At 68.6% G+C, this 15,245-nt stretch carries 14 protein-coding genes and 1 pseudogene; 7 read left to right on the top strand and 8 right to left on the bottom strand.

Annotation, left to right across the window (positions count from 1 at the left end):
* Positions 1 to 23: 23 nt before the first annotated feature.
* The 4 genes from J5X86_RS45075 to glpD form a co-directional block, all read right to left on the bottom strand.
* Positions 24 to 1,127: a hypothetical protein gene (locus J5X86_RS45075; protein WP_208522435.1), complete on the bottom strand. Its 1,104-nt coding sequence runs from the start codon at positions 1,125 to 1,127 to the stop codon at positions 24 to 26.
* Entirely contained in the window at positions 1,124 to 1,591 is a 468-nt protein-coding gene (gene rpiB / locus J5X86_RS45070; RefSeq protein ID WP_208522434.1) for a ribose 5-phosphate isomerase B, read from the bottom strand. The genes J5X86_RS45075 and rpiB overlap by 4 nt, the downstream gene beginning before the upstream one ends.
* 130 nt (positions 1,592 to 1,721) lie before the next feature.
* Complete coding sequence (locus tag J5X86_RS45065; protein WP_208522433.1) at positions 1,722 to 3,263, bottom strand: FGGY-family carbohydrate kinase; 1,542 nt, start codon at positions 3,261 to 3,263, stop codon at positions 1,722 to 1,724.
* Between the two features lie 117 nt (positions 3,264 to 3,380).
* The gene (glpD, locus tag J5X86_RS45060) at positions 3,381 to 5,108 is read right to left on the bottom strand and encodes a glycerol-3-phosphate dehydrogenase (RefSeq protein WP_374229456.1); all 1,728 of its coding nucleotides are present in this window, start codon (positions 5,106 to 5,108) and stop codon (positions 3,381 to 3,383) included.
* Between the two features lie 737 nt (positions 5,109 to 5,845).
* Between glpD and J5X86_RS45055 the strand changes: the two genes are divergently transcribed.
* Complete coding sequence (locus tag J5X86_RS45055; RefSeq protein ID WP_208522432.1) at positions 5,846 to 6,667, top strand: DeoR/GlpR family DNA-binding transcription regulator; 822 nt, start codon at positions 5,846 to 5,848, stop codon at positions 6,665 to 6,667.
* Positions 6,668 to 6,872: 205 nt separating this feature from the next.
* The gene (locus J5X86_RS51470; RefSeq protein WP_243983114.1) at positions 6,873 to 7,076 is read left to right on the top strand and encodes a hypothetical protein; all 204 of its coding nucleotides are present in this window, start codon (positions 6,873 to 6,875) and stop codon (positions 7,074 to 7,076) included.
* 151 nt (positions 7,077 to 7,227) lie between these two features.
* On the opposite strand, the gene J5X86_RS45045 is transcribed toward J5X86_RS51470, so the two are convergent.
* Positions 7,228 to 7,770, bottom strand: a complete 543-nt coding sequence (locus J5X86_RS45045) for a zinc-binding dehydrogenase (protein ID WP_243983113.1) — start codon at positions 7,768 to 7,770, stop codon at positions 7,228 to 7,230.
* Between the two features lie 484 nt (positions 7,771 to 8,254).
* On the opposite strand from J5X86_RS45045, the pseudogene J5X86_RS45040 reads away from it, so the two are divergent.
* Positions 8,255 to 8,740 (top strand): annotated as a pseudogene (locus tag J5X86_RS45040) (alpha/beta hydrolase).
* 218 nt (positions 8,741 to 8,958) lie between these two features.
* Here the strand turns inward: J5X86_RS45040 and J5X86_RS45035 are convergent.
* Positions 8,959 to 9,315 (bottom strand): MerR family transcriptional regulator, encoded by a 357-nt coding sequence (locus tag J5X86_RS45035; RefSeq protein WP_208522431.1) that lies wholly within the window; start codon positions 9,313 to 9,315, stop codon positions 8,959 to 8,961.
* A 98-nt stretch (positions 9,316 to 9,413) separates the two neighbouring features.
* On the opposite strand from J5X86_RS45035, the gene J5X86_RS45030 reads away from it, so the two are divergent.
* Together J5X86_RS45030 and J5X86_RS45025 are read left to right on the top strand one after the other, a co-directional pair.
* On the top strand, positions 9,414 to 10,202 hold the full coding sequence (locus J5X86_RS45030; protein WP_208522430.1) for an amidohydrolase family protein: 789 nt from the start codon (positions 9,414 to 9,416) through the stop codon (positions 10,200 to 10,202).
* A gap of 215 nt (positions 10,203 to 10,417) precedes the next feature.
* On the top strand, positions 10,418 to 10,666 hold the full coding sequence (locus tag J5X86_RS45025; RefSeq protein ID WP_208522429.1) for a MarR family winged helix-turn-helix transcriptional regulator: 249 nt from the start codon (positions 10,418 to 10,420) through the stop codon (positions 10,664 to 10,666).
* A gap of 273 nt (positions 10,667 to 10,939) precedes the next feature.
* Here J5X86_RS45025 and J5X86_RS45020 read toward each other — a convergent pair whose 3' ends face one another.
* The gene (locus J5X86_RS45020; protein WP_208522428.1) at positions 10,940 to 11,875 is read right to left on the bottom strand and encodes a LysR family transcriptional regulator; all 936 of its coding nucleotides are present in this window, start codon (positions 11,873 to 11,875) and stop codon (positions 10,940 to 10,942) included.
* A gap of 49 nt (positions 11,876 to 11,924) precedes the next feature.
* Between J5X86_RS45020 and J5X86_RS45015 the strand changes: the two genes are divergently transcribed.
* Positions 11,925 to 12,875, top strand: coding sequence for a nitrilase-related carbon-nitrogen hydrolase (locus tag J5X86_RS45015; protein WP_208522427.1), 951 nt, complete (start codon positions 11,925 to 11,927; stop codon positions 12,873 to 12,875).
* A 73-nt stretch (positions 12,876 to 12,948) separates the two neighbouring features.
* On the opposite strand, the gene J5X86_RS45010 is transcribed toward J5X86_RS45015, so the two are convergent.
* On the bottom strand, positions 12,949 to 13,845 hold the full coding sequence (locus J5X86_RS45010) for a LysR family transcriptional regulator (RefSeq protein WP_208522426.1): 897 nt from the start codon (positions 13,843 to 13,845) through the stop codon (positions 12,949 to 12,951).
* Between the two features lie 146 nt (positions 13,846 to 13,991).
* Between J5X86_RS45010 and J5X86_RS45005 the strand changes: the two genes are divergently transcribed.
* Complete coding sequence (locus J5X86_RS45005; protein ID WP_208522425.1) at positions 13,992 to 15,098, top strand: MFS transporter; 1,107 nt, start codon at positions 13,992 to 13,994, stop codon at positions 15,096 to 15,098.
* Positions 15,099 to 15,245 lie beyond the last annotated feature (147 nt).

The raw sequence follows: 15,245 nt of genomic DNA, 5'->3' as shown, positions 1-15,245 counted from the left end.
TGGCCCTGAATGCCGGGCATGACCTAACGCTCCGCCGGCGAGCGCGCCGGCAGGGCGGCTCGGGCCAAAGCTCCGGCCAGTTCCTCGGGGCCGGCGTACGGCTTCTGACCACCAATGAGGTCGGCGATCTGCCGTAGCAGAGGAAGATCGGACCAGCTGTCCAGCGCACCGAGCCCGATCATCTGGTCGACGAGGTCACGGGCGAGCAGCGCGGCGGGGACACCCTCGACGGTCTGGCCCGCGGCCTGCATGGCCCGCAGTGCCTCGTCCGGGGCCTCGCCGGCGCCGATGCGGGTGCCGTAGACGCGGTTGCGGCCGGACAGGGCCGTGACCTCGAGGTCACCGACGCCGGCGAGTCCCGTCACGGTTTCGGGACGGCCGCCGAGCAGCCCTGCCAGCCGGACCATCTCGGTGACGGCACGGGCGAACGCCGCGGCCTGGAGATCGTGGTACGGCTCACCGCCGTGCTCGGCCAGTCCCTGGCAGATGCCGAGGGCGATCGCGTAGACGTTCTTCAGCGCGGCGGCGACCTCGACGCCGATCAGATCGTCGCTCTCCTCGACCGCGTAGGCCGCAGTGGCGAACAGGCTACGGGAGCGCTCGGTGACATCGGGCGAGCCGCACGCGTGCACGGATGCGGTGGGCCTGCGAGCCGCGACCTCATTGGCCTTGCACGGGCCGCCGATGACGACCAGCGGCAGGTCCAGACTGCCGTCCGGCGCGGCCTCGTGCAGCACGCTGGTCACCGCGTCGGGGAGCGTGACGATGCGGTCGCCGAGCCGGACGAAGCCCTTGGTGGTGATGGCCAGGATCTGCCCGGGGCGCAGGTGCCCGGCCGCCTTGCGCAACACGTCCACCAGGCCGTCGGAGCTGATCGACAGCACGACGTAGGTGGCCCCGTCCAGGGCTTCTGCCAGCTGATCGCTGCGATAGGTCTTCACTCGCGGGTCGAGCGGGACCCCTGTCCGCGGATGAGCACGGCCCTGCGTGACGGCGTCCAGCAGTTCGTCGTCGAGCCAGGTGCCCCACAGCCGGACTTCAGGACCGTTGTCGGCGGCCGGTGCGGCGAGTGCGCTGCCCATCGCGCCCGCACCGAGGATGGTGATCGTCCCGGCGGACCGGCTCATGCGGACTTCTCCTCGTACGTGGCGAGCCGGCGCTGCTCGACTGCGGTGATCTTGCGGACCTTGGACAGGGAACGACCGCCGGAGAACTCCGAGGCGATCCAGTGGTCGAGGCAGACCTTGGCGTGTTCGATGCCGAGCGTGCGGGCGCCGAAACAGGCGATCTGCGCGTCATTGGACTTGCGGGCCCGCTCGGCGCTGTAGGCGTCGGCGATCTGGGCGGCGCGTACCCCGGGCACCTTGTTGGCGGTGATCGCCATGCCGATGCCCGTGCCGCACACCAGGACGGCGCGCTCGTGCTCGCCGTCGGCGACGGACAGGGCGACGCGCTCGGCGACGTCCGGGTAGTCCTCCTGCTCGCCCGAGCCGAAGTCCTTCACCTCATGTCCCTGCGCGATCAGATGCTCGCGCAAGGCATCCTTCATCGCTGCGCCGGCATCGTCCGAGCCGATGGCGATGGTGCTCATGTCGTTCTCCAGAAGTGGTACGGAAGGTGAGCAAAGTGGCATGTGCAGACCGCCGGTTCACCGAACCGGCCGGGTGGGGGTCGTGGGCGGCCCTGCCGCGGTTCACCGAACCGGCGGGGTGTGAGGGCTCCTAGTCCTTGCCGCCGGCCGCACTGGAGGCGGCGAGCAGCGGCGGGAAGAGGTCCTTCAGCGCCGGGTACAGGCGGCGGTAGACCTGGTACAGGTCCTCGTAGCGGGAACGTGCGACGGGGTCGGGGTCGACGGTGGCCTTGGCCCGCGCCATCCGAGCCGCCGTCTCGTCGATGTCGTCGACACCGCCGAGCCCGACAGCGGCCGCGGCAAGAACCGCCGCACCGAGTGCGGTGGTCTCGGTCTCGGCGCACACGGTGACGGGGCGGCCGGTGACGTCGGCGACGATCTGTGTCCACAGCCGGCTGCGCGAACCGCCGCCCATCGCCAGGTACCGCTCGATGGGGATACCGGTGTCGTCGGCGACGCCGTCGGTGGTGAGCCGCAGCTCGAAGGCGACGGCTTCGAGCAGAGCCCGGTACAGGTGCTGCCTGCCGTGGAAGCCGGACCAGCCGATGATGGCGCCACGCGCGCTGGGGTCCCAGTACGGGGTCTGTGCGGCGTTGAGGTAAGGCAGCGCCATCAGACCGTCCGCGCCGGGCGGGATCTTCGCGGCGGCCGCCTCCATGACCTCCTCGCCGGACAGCCCCAGCTCCAGGCCGGGCGGTGCGCCGAACTTGTCCATGAACCAGCTGATCAGATAGCTGCCGGCCGACAGCAGGGTCTCCAGCGTGTAGGTGCCGGGGACCGGGCCGCCCAGGGTGCGGTAGGCACGGGACCAGAGATAGCTCTGCGACCAGGTGCCGGCGGCGAGGGCGGTGCCCATGTTCGCGTACATCAGTCCCGGGCGAGTGACGCCCGCGCCGAGACCGGCACACTGTCCGTCGCCCGCGCCCGCCACGACCGGGATGTCCGCCGGGAGGCCCAGCTCCTCGGCGATGTCACGGCTCAGTTCGCCCAGTACGGCACCGGGGGGAACGAGTTCGGGCAGCTGATCCTCGGTCAGGCCCACCGTGTCGAGCAGTTGCCGCGACCAGGTGAACGAGGCCATGTCGACCAGGCCGAGCGGGTCGGCCGAGGCCCAGCTGGTGCGCCACTCGCCGGTGAGCTTGTGGGCCAGGTAGCAGGCGACGTCCACCACGCGGGCGCTGTTGCGCAGGGTGTCCGGCTCGTTCTCCCGCAGCCAGATGAGTTTATAGAACGCCGGGGTGACGTCCGGCGGCTTCCCGGACAGCTCGTGCACGGACCTGCTGCCGTGCTCGGCGATCTGCTTGCCGGCCCGGCCGTCGAGCCACAGGATCGCCGGGCGCAGCTCGTTCCCGTGCCGGTCCAGGCAGACGAAGCTCTCACGCTGATGGGTGATGCCGATGGCGGCGATCCGCGTGGCGTCGATCTGCGAGACCGCCTCGCGCAGCGCGCCGTGTGTGGAGTCCCACCAGTCCCGGGCGTTCTGCTCATGCCACCCGGGCTGCGGGCGCTGGAGCTGGAATGTACGGCGCCCCTCGCTGACGGCGTGGCCCGCCTCGTCGAACACGACGGCCTTGGTCGCGGTCGTGGAGCTGTCAATGCCGATGACGTACGTGCTACTGCTGCTGTGCTCCATATGCCCTCCTCTCCTTCTTGGTCGGGGCAGTCGGGGCGCCCTGCCCTGCCGCGTCCGGCTGTCGTCGCCGACGATGTACGGGGGTTGCGTCCGCCCCGCTGGTGGTGTCCATGCCGGTCACGCCATATGGGCAGGCTGCGGGCCGCCGAAGCCGGGTGCGCGCATCCGCGCGGCGTCGGCGCGTCGATCGTCGGGCTGACGGCCCGCCTCCTGCTCGGCCTCGACCCGCTGCCGATACCGGTGGATCTCCTTATCGACCGTGGTCTGGTCCCAGCCGAGCGAGGCGGCCACCAGGGGGGCTGCCTCCTCGGCCGCCGCCAGGCCCCGGTCCTCGGTCTCCATGAAGATGTGGGTACGGCGGGTCAGGACGTCGTCGAGGTGAAGGGCGCCTTCGTGTGTGGCGGCGTATACGATCTCGGCACGGAGGTAACCAGGCGCGCCGCGCAGCGGCTCACCAAGTGTGCTGTCCGCGGCGACCGGCTCGAGCACTTCGGCGACGAGCGTGCCGTAACGCTCCGCAAGCCGGTCGACACGATCGGGGCTCAGCCTGTATCGCTTGGCCAGTACCGCGTTGCGCCGGACCAGGCTTTGGTGGCCATCGGCGCCGGCCAGCGGTACTTCCCTCGTGGAGGAAGCCGGAACGCTGTGGGGCAGTTCACGCACGGCGGCGTCGATGACGTCTTTGGCCATCACGCGGTAGGTGGTGAACTTGCCTCCCGCTATGGCGACCAGGCCCGGCTGAAGGCGCGCCACCACATGCTCCCTGGAGAGCTTGGCCGTCTGCTCCGCCTGGCCGGAGACCAGCGGACGCAGGCCCGCGTAGACGCCCAGGATGTCGTTCCGGGTGAGCGGAGAGGCGAGCACGGTGTTGACGTGGTCCAGCAGATAGTCGATGTCGCCGGAGCTGACCGCGGGGTGTTCCTTGGTGTGCGTCCAGTCGGTGTCCGTCGTACCGACGATCCAGTGCTCGTCGCCCCAGGGGATGACGAACAGCACGCTCTTCTCGGTGCGCAGGATGAGGCCGGAGGACATCGCGATCCGGGAGCGCGGTACCAGCAGGTGCACTCCCTTGGACGCCCGTACCCGCAGCGAGCCGCTCGCGCCCGCCCGCTGCAGCATCTCGTCGGTCCACACGCCGGTCGCATTGACCACCGCACGGGCGCGTACGGTGCGTTCGCGACCGGTCTCCACGTCCTGGACGACGGCACCCACCACGCGGCCCTCCTCACGTATGAACGAGGAGGCCCGGGTCCGACTGGCGCACAGTGCACCGTAGGAAGCGGCGGTGCGGACCAGGGTGAGGGTGAAGCGGGCGTCGTCGACCTGCGCGTCCCAGTAGCGCACCGCCCCGACCAGAGCGGAAGGCTTGAGCCCCGGTGCCTCGGCGAGTGCTGTGCGCTTGGTCATGTGTCGATGAGCCGGCACCCCGCGTGGCAGGACGGAGCTCATGCCCATCGTGTCGTACAGCAGCATCCCGACTCCGGCGTACGGTCGCTCCCAGATCCGGCGGGTCAGCGGGTAGAGGAACGACACGGGCCTGACCAGGTGCGGGGCGAGCCGCTGGAGCAGCAGGGCCCGTTCCCGCAGGGCCTCGGCGACCAGTTTGAAGTCGAGCATCTCCAGATAGCGCAGGCCGCCATGGATGAGCTTGCTCGAACGGCTCGATGTTCCGCCGGCCCAGTCGTTCGCATCGACCAGCGCGACCGACAGCCCGCGCGTCACCGCGTCGAGGGCGGCGCCGGCACCGACCACACCACCTCCGACGACCAGGACATCGACCTCGTCGGCTGCCATCTCATCGAGCGCGTGCTCACGCGCTGAAGGGGAAAGTGCGACCTCGCGCACGACCTCAGCTCCTCTCGATTGCATCGGAACCTGGCGCATGCGGCTCACCGGGACCCGGAGTTCTCGATGTAGTGGTGTGCGGGTCGCAGCCCACACGGCTGTGATGGACGGGGGCATGCACGGACGCAGTCCCGCTTTCAGGAATGTCGGGTGTGCTGTCCGGCAGGAGCGCCATCTCGTTGTTCCCAACGGGTTTCGTGTTCGTTTTCACGATGATCCTGCCGCAACCCACACGTCAAGTGTCTGTTCCAACATTCTTAATGTTAGTTCCTTGAGGTGCGGCGTGCCCGCCCCCAGCGCCCTCCCCCGGCCTCGGCGATGCAGCAGGGCAGGACGCGCACCGTCGACACCAACCGAATGCCGAGGTACGGGCGTTCACCGCGGACGATCACCGGATCTCTCCGGAGAACGGCTGTCAGACCGGGGTCGAGCGGCTTGGAGCGGCGGGTACGGACACGGCACGCAGTCGTGAAGGGTGCTGCTGGAAGCCGTTCATCGCCCCGGCCAATTGGCCTACAGCCAGCGGATTCGGGCTGTGCCGGACTGTGCGGAAGTCCTGTTGATCATGCACGAAACGGCCCGCGGGTGCGGCGGGCGCTTGCGGCGGCGGTCACCCTCACGGGTGACGATGCGCATGGCGACGCCTCCTCGTCCCGCCCACACAAGACTCCGCGAGAAACCACTTAGGCTGATGCCGGCAGAACAGCAGCGTACGCGCCCTGGCAGGAGGCATACCGGTGAGTGAAAGCCACGGCACCGTGGTTCCGGAGGAGTCCGACGACCGGGAGGCGCTGAGGCCGTCGCAGCGCCAGCAGCGGATCCTCGACCAGGTCATCGAGCAAGGCTCAGTGCGCAACGAGGAACTGGCCGAGCAGTTCGGGGTCAGCGTGATGACCATCCTGCGGGACGTCACCGCGATGGACCGGCAAGGGCTGCTGCGCCGGACGCGCGGCGGTGCGAGCGTGGAGCCGTCGGCCCTCTTCGAGAGCAGCGTGACCGTACGGCTTGAGAGCCAGGCCGCGGCCAAGCGCGCCATCGCCCGGGCAGCTCTGCAATACGTGGAGCCCGGACAGGCGATCATGCTCGACGACAGCACCACCGGCATCCACTTCGCCCGCATGCTGCGCGACACCGGCCCAGCTACCGTGATCAGCAACTTCCTGCCCATAATCCGTGAGCTCAAGGGCGCCCCCGGCATCCGCCTCATCGGCCTCGGCGGCACGTACCACGAAGCCGGCGACGCGTTCCTCGGCGGCATGACGGTCGACGCCATCCGCGGCCTCTCCGTCGACCTCACCGTGCTCTCGACGTCCGCCATCACGGCAGGCACCTGCTACCACCAGACCCAGGACACCGTGTCGTTCAAACGCGCGATGATGGATGTCGCGGCCAAGCGGATCCTGTACGTCGACCACACCAAATTCGAACGCCGGGCCCTGCACGCCCTGGCCCCACTCACCGACTTCGACCTCGTCATCGTGGACGAACACACCCCGAAGTCCGTCCTCAAAGACCTCTACGACCGCCAGGTCACCGTCGAGGTCGCCAAGGCCGGGTGACCGCACGACCGCCCCGGACACGCGCCTTCGCGCGGCCGAACGCCCGCCGCGGGGGCGGTCGGCGTACCGCTGCGCCGCTCCGTGACGAACCGCAATCAACGCGGTCATCATCGCGGCGGGCGCCTTCTACCTGCTGTTCATCTCCACCTCGCTCCTCGCCACGTTCCAGTCGTTCCTGTCGCTCATCGCCGTGATGATGGGCACCATGGGCGGCATCCAGCTCGGCATCGTCATCGCCTTGGTGCTCGGCGCCGCGCTCTACGCGATCCTCACGTTCGGACTCCGGCTGGACCCGAAGCCCGGCTACTCGCTCGTGACCGCGGAAGACACCGCTCGCGGGGAGCGCGGGCTGCAGCTACCGACTCCCGACGCGGCCGGCAGGCACGCTGCCGACCGCACGGAACGCTGACCGACCCGTGGCGGCGAGGCCCGCGCGGGTCTCGCCGCCGCTCGAGGAGCTGACACCCTTGTCCGCTTTGTCCGCACATGAGACCGCGCTGCACCGATTCCGGAACCCGGACCCCTGGCATGCGCCCGCCGCCTACTGGTTCTGGCACCGGCTACCCGACAAGGACACGATCCGCGCCCAGGTGCGGCAGATGCACGACGCCGGGATCCGCAGCTTCCAGGTGCAGGCACGGTTGTCGTACCCATCCGCCGGTGCGCCTCGGCGGCCTCGTCGAGGGGCAGCTGATCCTCGACGACCAGCCGCACGGACCCGCTCTCGACCATCGGCCAGACCTTGTCCCGGACTTCGGTGACGATGGCGGCCTTCTCTCCTTGGACTGGGTGCGCAGGGTGGTGCCGTGCACCGAGAGGCGCTTGAAGACCAGGTCGGCAAGGTTGATTTTGCCATCGAGGCCATTTTGCAGACCGATGACGACCAGGCGCCCGTCGACGGCCAAGGAACGGATGTTGCGTTCGAGGTAGTCTCCACCGATGACGTCGAGGATCACGTCGTAGGGGCCGTGCTCGGTGAAATCCTCGGTTCGGTAGTCGACCGCCGTGTCGGCGCCCAGCTCGCGCGCCCTGGCGGCCTTCTCCGGTCCCCCCACAGTGGTGACGACACGGGCCCCGAGCACCTTGGCGACCTTGATCGCCATAGAGCCCACACCTCCTACGTCCCGCCGCGGAACCGTCCCCCGGCGTCGCGCTCGCGATCTCCCATCCGGCCCCGGTGAAGATCTTGTGCGGCATAGCCAGCCCTGGCCCAGAGCCCTGAGGGGTGCACGTCCATCCCTCGGCATCCAGCAGTCGGCCGCGGGCACCACGAAGAGAACCCTGGTCATCTCCGTCTCTCCTTGCCCGCCGAACGACTGCGTCTCGCCGAAACGGCTCCGGCGGCAGCCGGTGGATGGACCCGCCGATTTCGTCGGCGAGCACCCCAGGCCATCGTCCGCCCAGACGAGGGTGATCGCTACGGCGTGCCACCGGCCCGCACCGTCCGGGGAAGGGCGCCTGGAGCGGTTGCGCTTCACAGGCGGGGGCGAGGATGGTGCGGGGGGAGGCAAACCCGGGGGCGAACAGCAGCCATGGCCGGCGAGGCCGCGCGAAAGGGCGCCCGTGTGCCCGCGACATGGAGTCGACATGACCGATCTTCCTCCTCCGATCACGCCCTACCTCGAACCCGCGGCGAAGGAGCTGCGCGAGGCCACGGACCCGCATCCGCGGATCTACGAGGTTCCCCCGGTGAAGGGCCGCGACATCCCGCTCGGCCTGCAGAGCGACCAGAGCGTGCCCCGTCCTGAGGTCGACGAGGAGTGGGGCGACGTGGACGCGGGCAAGTGGGGCACGGTCCGCACCCGGATCATCCGACCCAAGGGAGCCACCGGCCCACTGCCGGTGGTGTTCTACATCCACGGCGCCGGCTGAGTCTTCGGCGACGACAGGACCCACGACCGCCTCTTCCGCGAACTCGCCGTCGGTGCCGGGGCGGCGGGCGTCTTCCCCGTCTACGACCGCGCACCCGAGGCGAAGTACCCCACCCAGGTCCACGTGGCCGTCCACGCGCTCTTCGACGCCTCCCCGGCAATGTCCCCGACTGCCGCACCGTCTGGGCGAGCGGCCAACTAGGGCCTCGCGAGCACCTTCATCTGGCCCGACTGAGCGCCGTAGTTGGTCGACCGGGCCAACTACGGCGCTCAGTCACACCTGTGACTGAGTGCTTCAGCTGGCGGATGAGCGTCCGACTTGGCGGGCCCGAGTCCATCAGATGGCGGACGCGAGGATGACTACGGGTCCCGCCTGCGAGAACTTAGCGATGCGCGGGACTCCGGCGCCCGTCATCCGGCTTAGTTTGCCGCGTTCTCGGTGGCGGCGATCGTCTGGCGCAGAAGGCGGCGCGCGGTCTCCAGGTCGGAGGCCCGCTGATCGAGGACGTTCAGCTGGTCGCGGAGGCTGGTGAGAACGCCGGGGCAGGGGCGCAGCGTCGCCTCGTCGAAGGTGCAGGGCAGGACCTGGCGGATGATGCGGGTGGGCAGGCCGGCGGCCAGCAGGGCGCGGATGCGCCGCACCGTCTCCACCATCTGATCGTCGTACTCGCGATAGCCATTGGCGCGGCGCTCTGAGTGGATCAGCTCCATCCGCTCGTAGTAGCGCAGCAGGCGTTCGCTGACTCCGGTACGACGCGACAGCTCCCCAATCAGCACCGACCCGCTCCCTCCAACTTGACCTTCCCACGGTGTCAGGGAGCAACAGTGCACTGGTCGGCCGCATTCCGGGCCGGTCGTCAAGGAGGGAGTGATCATTGATCATCGATGCACACAGCCACGTCCACGACCCCGTCGAGGCACATGTGGGGCTACTGGACGAGGCCGGGGTGGACCGCGCCGTGCTGTTCGCCACCCGCCCACACCCGGAGCGGGCCGGAGACCTTACCTCGCTGCGCCGGGAGATGGCGATCCTGGACGAGGCCATCGGGGGTCGGGCCAGCACGGCCGAGGGATATCGCGGCGCGTGGCGGGAGTTGGACGCCGCACTCGCCGCACGGCCGGATCGGTTCATCGGCTTCCTGTCCGTACCGCTCGATCTGCAGCCGGATCAGATTGCCGCGACCGTGGAACGCGAGGTCATCGGGCGTGGGCTGCGCGGGATCGGTGAGCTGACGCCGCCGCCGGGTCGGGCACGGATGATCGAACCGGTGCTCCAGGCGGCGGCCGATCATGGTCAGCTGCCCGTGGTCGTGCATGGATTCGCCCCGACCACGGCAGACGATCTTACGACGCTGTCGGCGCTCGCCGGGCGGTATCCGACGGTTCCGCTGGTGGTCAGCCAACTCGGAGGGTTGAACTGGATGGAGGCCATCGAGCTGGTCCGGGACACCCCGAACATGTACCTGGAGCTGTCCACCGCCAACATCATCTTCGCGGTCCGGCTGGCCATCAAGGAGATCCCGGACCGGACCCTGTTCGGCTCGGACGCCCCGTACGGCGACCCGGTCCTCACCCGGGCGATGGTGGAGCGGGTCACCAGACCGGGCGAGGTGCGCGACCGGGTGCTCGGTGGGACCCTCGCCGAATTGGCCGGGCTCGGCTGACGCAGGCCCGACGTCCCCAGGTGCGACCTCGACAGATTGAGCGCTTCAGGTGACGAACCCCGCCATCTGAAGCGCCCAGTCACAAGCCGCCAGCATCCTCGATGGTAAGTGGTACTACATTTGGGCACTGATGGAGGGAGGCCGTACCTTCTAGGACACCGTCCCACTGAAGGTCCCCACGTTTGATTCGCTCTAATGAGTGAGCAGACTGACCAATGGGTCTCAAATCTGTGGCCGACCGGCCATCGGCTGGCCTGGTCGAACGGGTACGGGAAGGCGCCGACAGGCGCTCGGTGCAGATTCGCCTCACCGAGCGCGGCTACGCCCTCACCGACGAGGTGATCGCAGCCCACCTGCGGGGGTACGAGAACATCCTGTCGGTCCTCAGTCCCGACGAGGTCGAACAGATCACCTCGGCTCTGCGCAAGGTCCTCGAGGCACAGGGCGATACCACACTCAGGTGACCACAGCTACGGGACGCACAAACGGCTGGCCCTGCTCGCCAAGCCGGTCAGCCGGTTCGTCCGCGTGACGGCGCCGACGTCGTTCTCCGCGACGGCTCGATGGCCCGCCGCCTCACCGGCGAGGCGACCGTCTCCTGGCGTACCCCGGCACCCGCAATCGAAAGACACGTCTCGGGATGAAGAACGTGAGGAAATGACCTCTCACTCCAGTGGTGCGAGGTGGTCGCCAAGGCGGCCGTCAGCCCGAGCAGCGTCGAAGTGATCCGTGGTCTCTCACAACTGCTGGTTTCCGCCGGCGGAACGCGTCGCTTCCTCGACCAGGTGCCGGAGCCAGACATGCGCGGGGTCATTGGTGACGGTTCCGTGCCAGATCGAGCTGACGGTGTACTTGGGCATTGGCAGCGGCGGTGGGGTGGCTGTCAGGCCCAGAAGGTCGGCGTAGATGGTGGCGGCGTGGGTGGGAAGGGTGGCCAGGGCAGGCAGCATTGCGAGTTGGAGCGCCGCTCCGGCGAAGTGGGTGGTGGAGGCGATCACCCGGCGATCGAGCCCCCGTGCTTCCAAGAGGTCGTCGACGATGCCGCGTCGGCCGTCGTAGGAGATCAGCAGGTGCGGGTGGGCCAGGTAGGCGTCCAAGGTGAGCGGGGTCTCAAGCTGCAGGAGGTGGGGGTTGAACAGGCAGGTGTAGCCGGAGGCGAAGAGGTCACGGCTGCGGTGTTCGGCGCCGTGTGCGGGGGCGGCGGCCACACCGAGGTCGATCTCGCCGCGGTCGATCATGCCGGCGACGGTGTTGCGGTTGGCCTGCCGTACGGCGAGCCGGACCCCTGGCAGTTCAGCAGTGGCGGTCAGCAGCCGAGGCAGCAGCGCCGCCTCCAGGTCGTCGGACATGCCCAGGGTGAAGGTGCGCTGGGCGGTGGCCGCATCGAAGTGGTCCTGGTCGGTCACGGCGCCGTGAATCAACCCGAGGGCCGGCTCAATGCGGCGGGCCAGCTCGATGGCGCGCGGTGTGGGCTCGATGCCGCCCCGTGTGCGGGTGAACAGCGGGTCATCGAAGAGTCGACGCAGCCGGCCGAGGGCGGCGCTGGCCGCGCCCTGGCTCAGGTGCAGGGCGGTGGCCGCCCGGGTGACGCTGCGCTCGCGCATCAGAGCGGCGAAGACGACCAGCAGGTTGAGGTCCGCCTTCCTGAATTCGGTCTCATAAATGTCGATCATGGCAAGGATTAGTTTGCTGTATGGCTGGTGGAATTTCTAACGTCGATGCATGACGTCCACCTCTCTCGCACTCCGCCGCACCGTGACCGCTGCCGTCGTCCAGGCGGCCGCCCCATTGTTCGACACACCATCTGCGCTGGCCCGGGCCGAAGAACTCATCCGTGAGGCTGCCACCGACCGGGATGCCGAGGTCGTTGTGCTCCCGGAGGCGTTCCTCGGCGGTTACCCCAAGGGACTGGACTTCGACATGACTGTCGGCAGCCGCACCTCGGCTGGCCGCGACCTGTTCCGCCGCTACCACGCAGCGGCCATCGAGATCCCCGGCCCGGAGGTCGAGACTCTGGCCGCAGTCACCCGCGAGCTCGGATGCCACGCTGTGGTCGGAGCGGTCGAACGCCAGGGCGGCACGCTGTACTGCGTCGCGCTCTTCTTCGGCCCCGACGGTTATCTGGGCCTGCACCGCAAGCTGATGCCCACCGCCGCCGAGCGCTACCTGTGGGGCCAGGGAGACGGCTCCACCCTCCCCGTCATCGATACCGGCGCCACCCGCATCGGCGCGGCCATCTGCTGGGAGAACTACATGCCGCTCTTCCGCACCGCGATGTACTCCAAGGGCGTGGACCTGTGGTGCGCACCGACCGTCGACGACCGCGACGCCTGGCAGGCCACCATGCGGCACATCGCCCTGGAAGGCCGCTGTTTCGTCCTCAGCGCCAACCAGTACCTGCGTCGCGACGCCCTGCCGAGCGACCTCCGCCCCGTCCAGGGCGACGAACCGGATACGGTCCTGATCGGCGGCGGCTCCGTCATCGTCTCCCCGCTCGGCGAGATCCTGGCCGGGCCGTTGCGCGATGGCGAGGGCATCCTGATCGCCGAGCTCGATCTCAATGACCTGGCCCGCGCCCGTTTCGATCTCGACACCACAGGCCACTACGCCCGCCCCGATGTCTTCACCCTCCACGTCGACGAATCTGCCCACGCCGCCGTCACCAGGGGCTGACGGGGCGTTGGGAAGGTTCCCGCCGTTCACGAAACCTGATGCGTGCGGTATCCGACCGTCGTCTTGAGGCTTCTCACTGTTGGCGCATTGCGGTGCTCCGGAGCAGGTCCAGCAGTTGTGAGACGACGCCGTCGGGCATGCTGGTGCGCCAGGCCAGCAGGATCGGGGATGAAGCCGGACGGCCGGCCAGGGAAGCGAACCGCACTCCGCGACGCGGAGCCCGTGCAGCCGATGAAGAGACCAGGGCCACTCCGTCCCCGGCGGCGACAAGACCGAGCATGAGCTCGGTGCCGGATGCGTCGTGGCGGATACGGGGCGCGAAGCCGGCCTGTCCGCAGGCGGCGAGAATCGCAGGCAGAAGGCCCAGGCGTGCTCTGCGGTTGTAGACGATGAAGTCTTCGTCGGCGAGGGACTGCAAGAAAATTTCCGGGCCTGCCAGCCAGTGCGATTCCGGGAGCGCGGCGACCAGCTCATCGTCGTAGATCACCGCTGTGCTGATCCCCGGTGCCGTGTGGACCGGTCCGCGGACCGCGACGCAGTCGAATCGATCCGTGTGCAGTCCCTCCAGCAATTCAGCGGTCTGCCCTTCGCGCAGATCCCACTCGACCTCTGGACAACGCTCCCGCAGCAGGCCAATCGCTGTCGGCAAGGCGTCCACGGCCACGGCTTCCACACTACCCAGTCGCAGAGTGTGACTGGCGACGGCTTCTTCGCTACGTACCTGGTCCACCATCCTGTCCCAGCGAGCCAGCATGGCCTCGGCCTCCACCCGCAGAACCTCCCCCGCGGGAGTCAGCGCCATGCGCCTCGTGGAGCGCTCGACCAGGCGCACCCCCAGGCTCGTTTCCAGGGCCTTGAGATGCCGACTCACCGGGGGCTGCGTCATGTGCAGCCTGGCTGCCGCCCGGCCCACATGCAGTTCCTCGGCCACCACCAAAAACACCCTGAGTTGCTGCAGCGTCGGATCCATGCCTAAAAGGGTAACAATGACCTCACTATTGGAACTGGACCAGGGCCGCCCGTGAATGCATGGTGAACGGCATAAAGCAGCAGGTGTGGCAGCGGCAAGAGCGTCGACACCTGTCCTGCTGTCATGGCCCGGTCCCAGGAGGTTTAATGTCTGACCAGGTATCAAGTGCTGTGCCGCAGGCACGCCGTGCACTCTTCGCCGGTGGCGCGGGCAATTTCGTGGAATGGTTCGACTTCGCGCTCTACGGATTCCTCGCCACGGTCATCGCTGACGAGTTCTTCCCCGGCGAGAGCCGCAGCGCGGCCCTGCTGTCGACCTTCGGGATCTTCGCGGTCACCTTCTTCGTGCGTCCCCTGGGCGCGGTGTACTTCGGGCGCATGGGCGACCGTCTGGGACGCCGCCACACCCTCACCATCGTGGTCCTCGTCATGTCCGGGTCGACAGCGCTGATCGGCGTACTGCCCACCTACGACAGCATCGGAGCATTCGCACCGCTGCTGCTGCTCATCCTGCGCCTGGTGCAGGGCTTCTCCGCAGGCGGTGAATACTCCGGCGCCAGCGCGTTCATCCTTGAGTCCGCGCCAGCCGACAAGCGGGGCCGCTACGCCAGCGTCCTTGCCATCTCAACCAACGCGGCGTCTCTCGTGGCCGTGGCCCTGGTCGCCGTGCTCACCACCGCGCTCGGGAACACGGCGATGGGCGACTGGGGATGGCGACTGCCGTTCCTCCTGTCGCTGCCCCTGGGCCTGTGCGGCCTCTACCTGAGGCTGCGGGCAGCGGAAAGCCCGGTGTTCACGGCGCTGGCCAAGGACAACGAGGTCGAATCCGCCCCACTGGGAAAGACCCTGCGCACCCAGCGCGGTCCCATCGCCATCATCTTCGCCATCGTCTCTCTCAGCTCGATCGCCTTCTACGTCCTCAAGACCTACTGGCCGACCTACCTGTCCGAGGAGACCGGCCTCCCGCGCAACGAGGCACTGTGGTCGTCGGCCATCTGCTTCATCGTCACCATCGCGCTGAGCCCCTTCTTCGGCAGCATGTCTGACCGCTTCGGGCGCCGCGCCATCGTGCTCTACTCCGCAACAGCGATGGCGGTCCTCGCCATCCCCTCGTTCCTGCTGTCGGGAGCAGGCGGATTCGGCCCGGCGCTGGCCGGCCAGCTCCTGTTCGTCGCCGCGGTCGGCCCCCTGAGCCCCACCGTCGCGGTTCTCCTAGGGTCTGTTGCGAAAGTGCTGGTCACAGCCACTCGTTGAGGACTGCGACCAGCACGGTGGCTTCGTAGCGGACGGCGAGTTTGTCGTATCTCGTGGCGACCGCGCGGTGTCGCTTGAGTCGGTTGATCCCGCACTCGACCGCGTGCCGATGCTTGTAGTCGGCCTTGTCGAACGTCGGTGGCCGTC

Source organism: Streptomyces sp. NEAU-YJ-81 (assembly GCF_017592595.1).
Taxonomy (GTDB): domain Bacteria; phylum Actinomycetota; class Actinomycetes; order Streptomycetales; family Streptomycetaceae; genus Streptomyces; species Streptomyces hygroscopicus_B.
The sequence above is the reverse complement of the archived record's forward strand: the minus strand, read 5'-3'. Positions and strand labels throughout refer to the sequence as shown.

Coding starts and splice junctions, on each gene's coding strand:
- J5X86_RS45075 (WP_208522435.1), bottom strand. CDS start 1,127: ATGAGCCGGTCCGCCGGGACGATCACCATCCTCGGTGCGGGCGCGATG.
- rpiB (WP_208522434.1), bottom strand. CDS start 1,591: ATGAGCACCATCGCCATCGGCTCGGACGATGCCGGCGCAGCGATGAAG.
- J5X86_RS45065 (WP_208522433.1), bottom strand. CDS start 3,263: ATGGAGCACAGCAGCAGTAGCACGTACGTCATCGGCATTGACAGCTCC.
- J5X86_RS45005 (WP_208522425.1), top strand. CDS start 13,992: ATGTCTGACCAGGTATCAAGTGCTGTGCCGCAGGCACGCCGTGCACTC.
- J5X86_RS45015 (WP_208522427.1), top strand. CDS start 11,925: ATGACGTCCACCTCTCTCGCACTCCGCCGCACCGTGACCGCTGCCGTC.
- J5X86_RS45045 (WP_243983113.1), bottom strand. CDS start 7,770: ATGGCGATCAAGGTCGCCAAGGTGCTCGGGGCCCGTGTCGTCACCACT.
- J5X86_RS45010 (WP_208522426.1), bottom strand. CDS start 13,845: ATGGATCCGACGCTGCAGCAACTCAGGGTGTTTTTGGTGGTGGCCGAG.
- J5X86_RS51470 (WP_243983114.1), top strand. CDS start 6,873: ATGGGCGGCATCCAGCTCGGCATCGTCATCGCCTTGGTGCTCGGCGCC.
- J5X86_RS45020 (WP_208522428.1), bottom strand. CDS start 11,875: ATGATCGACATTTATGAGACCGAATTCAGGAAGGCGGACCTCAACCTG.
- J5X86_RS45025 (WP_208522429.1), top strand. CDS start 10,418: ATGGGTCTCAAATCTGTGGCCGACCGGCCATCGGCTGGCCTGGTCGAA.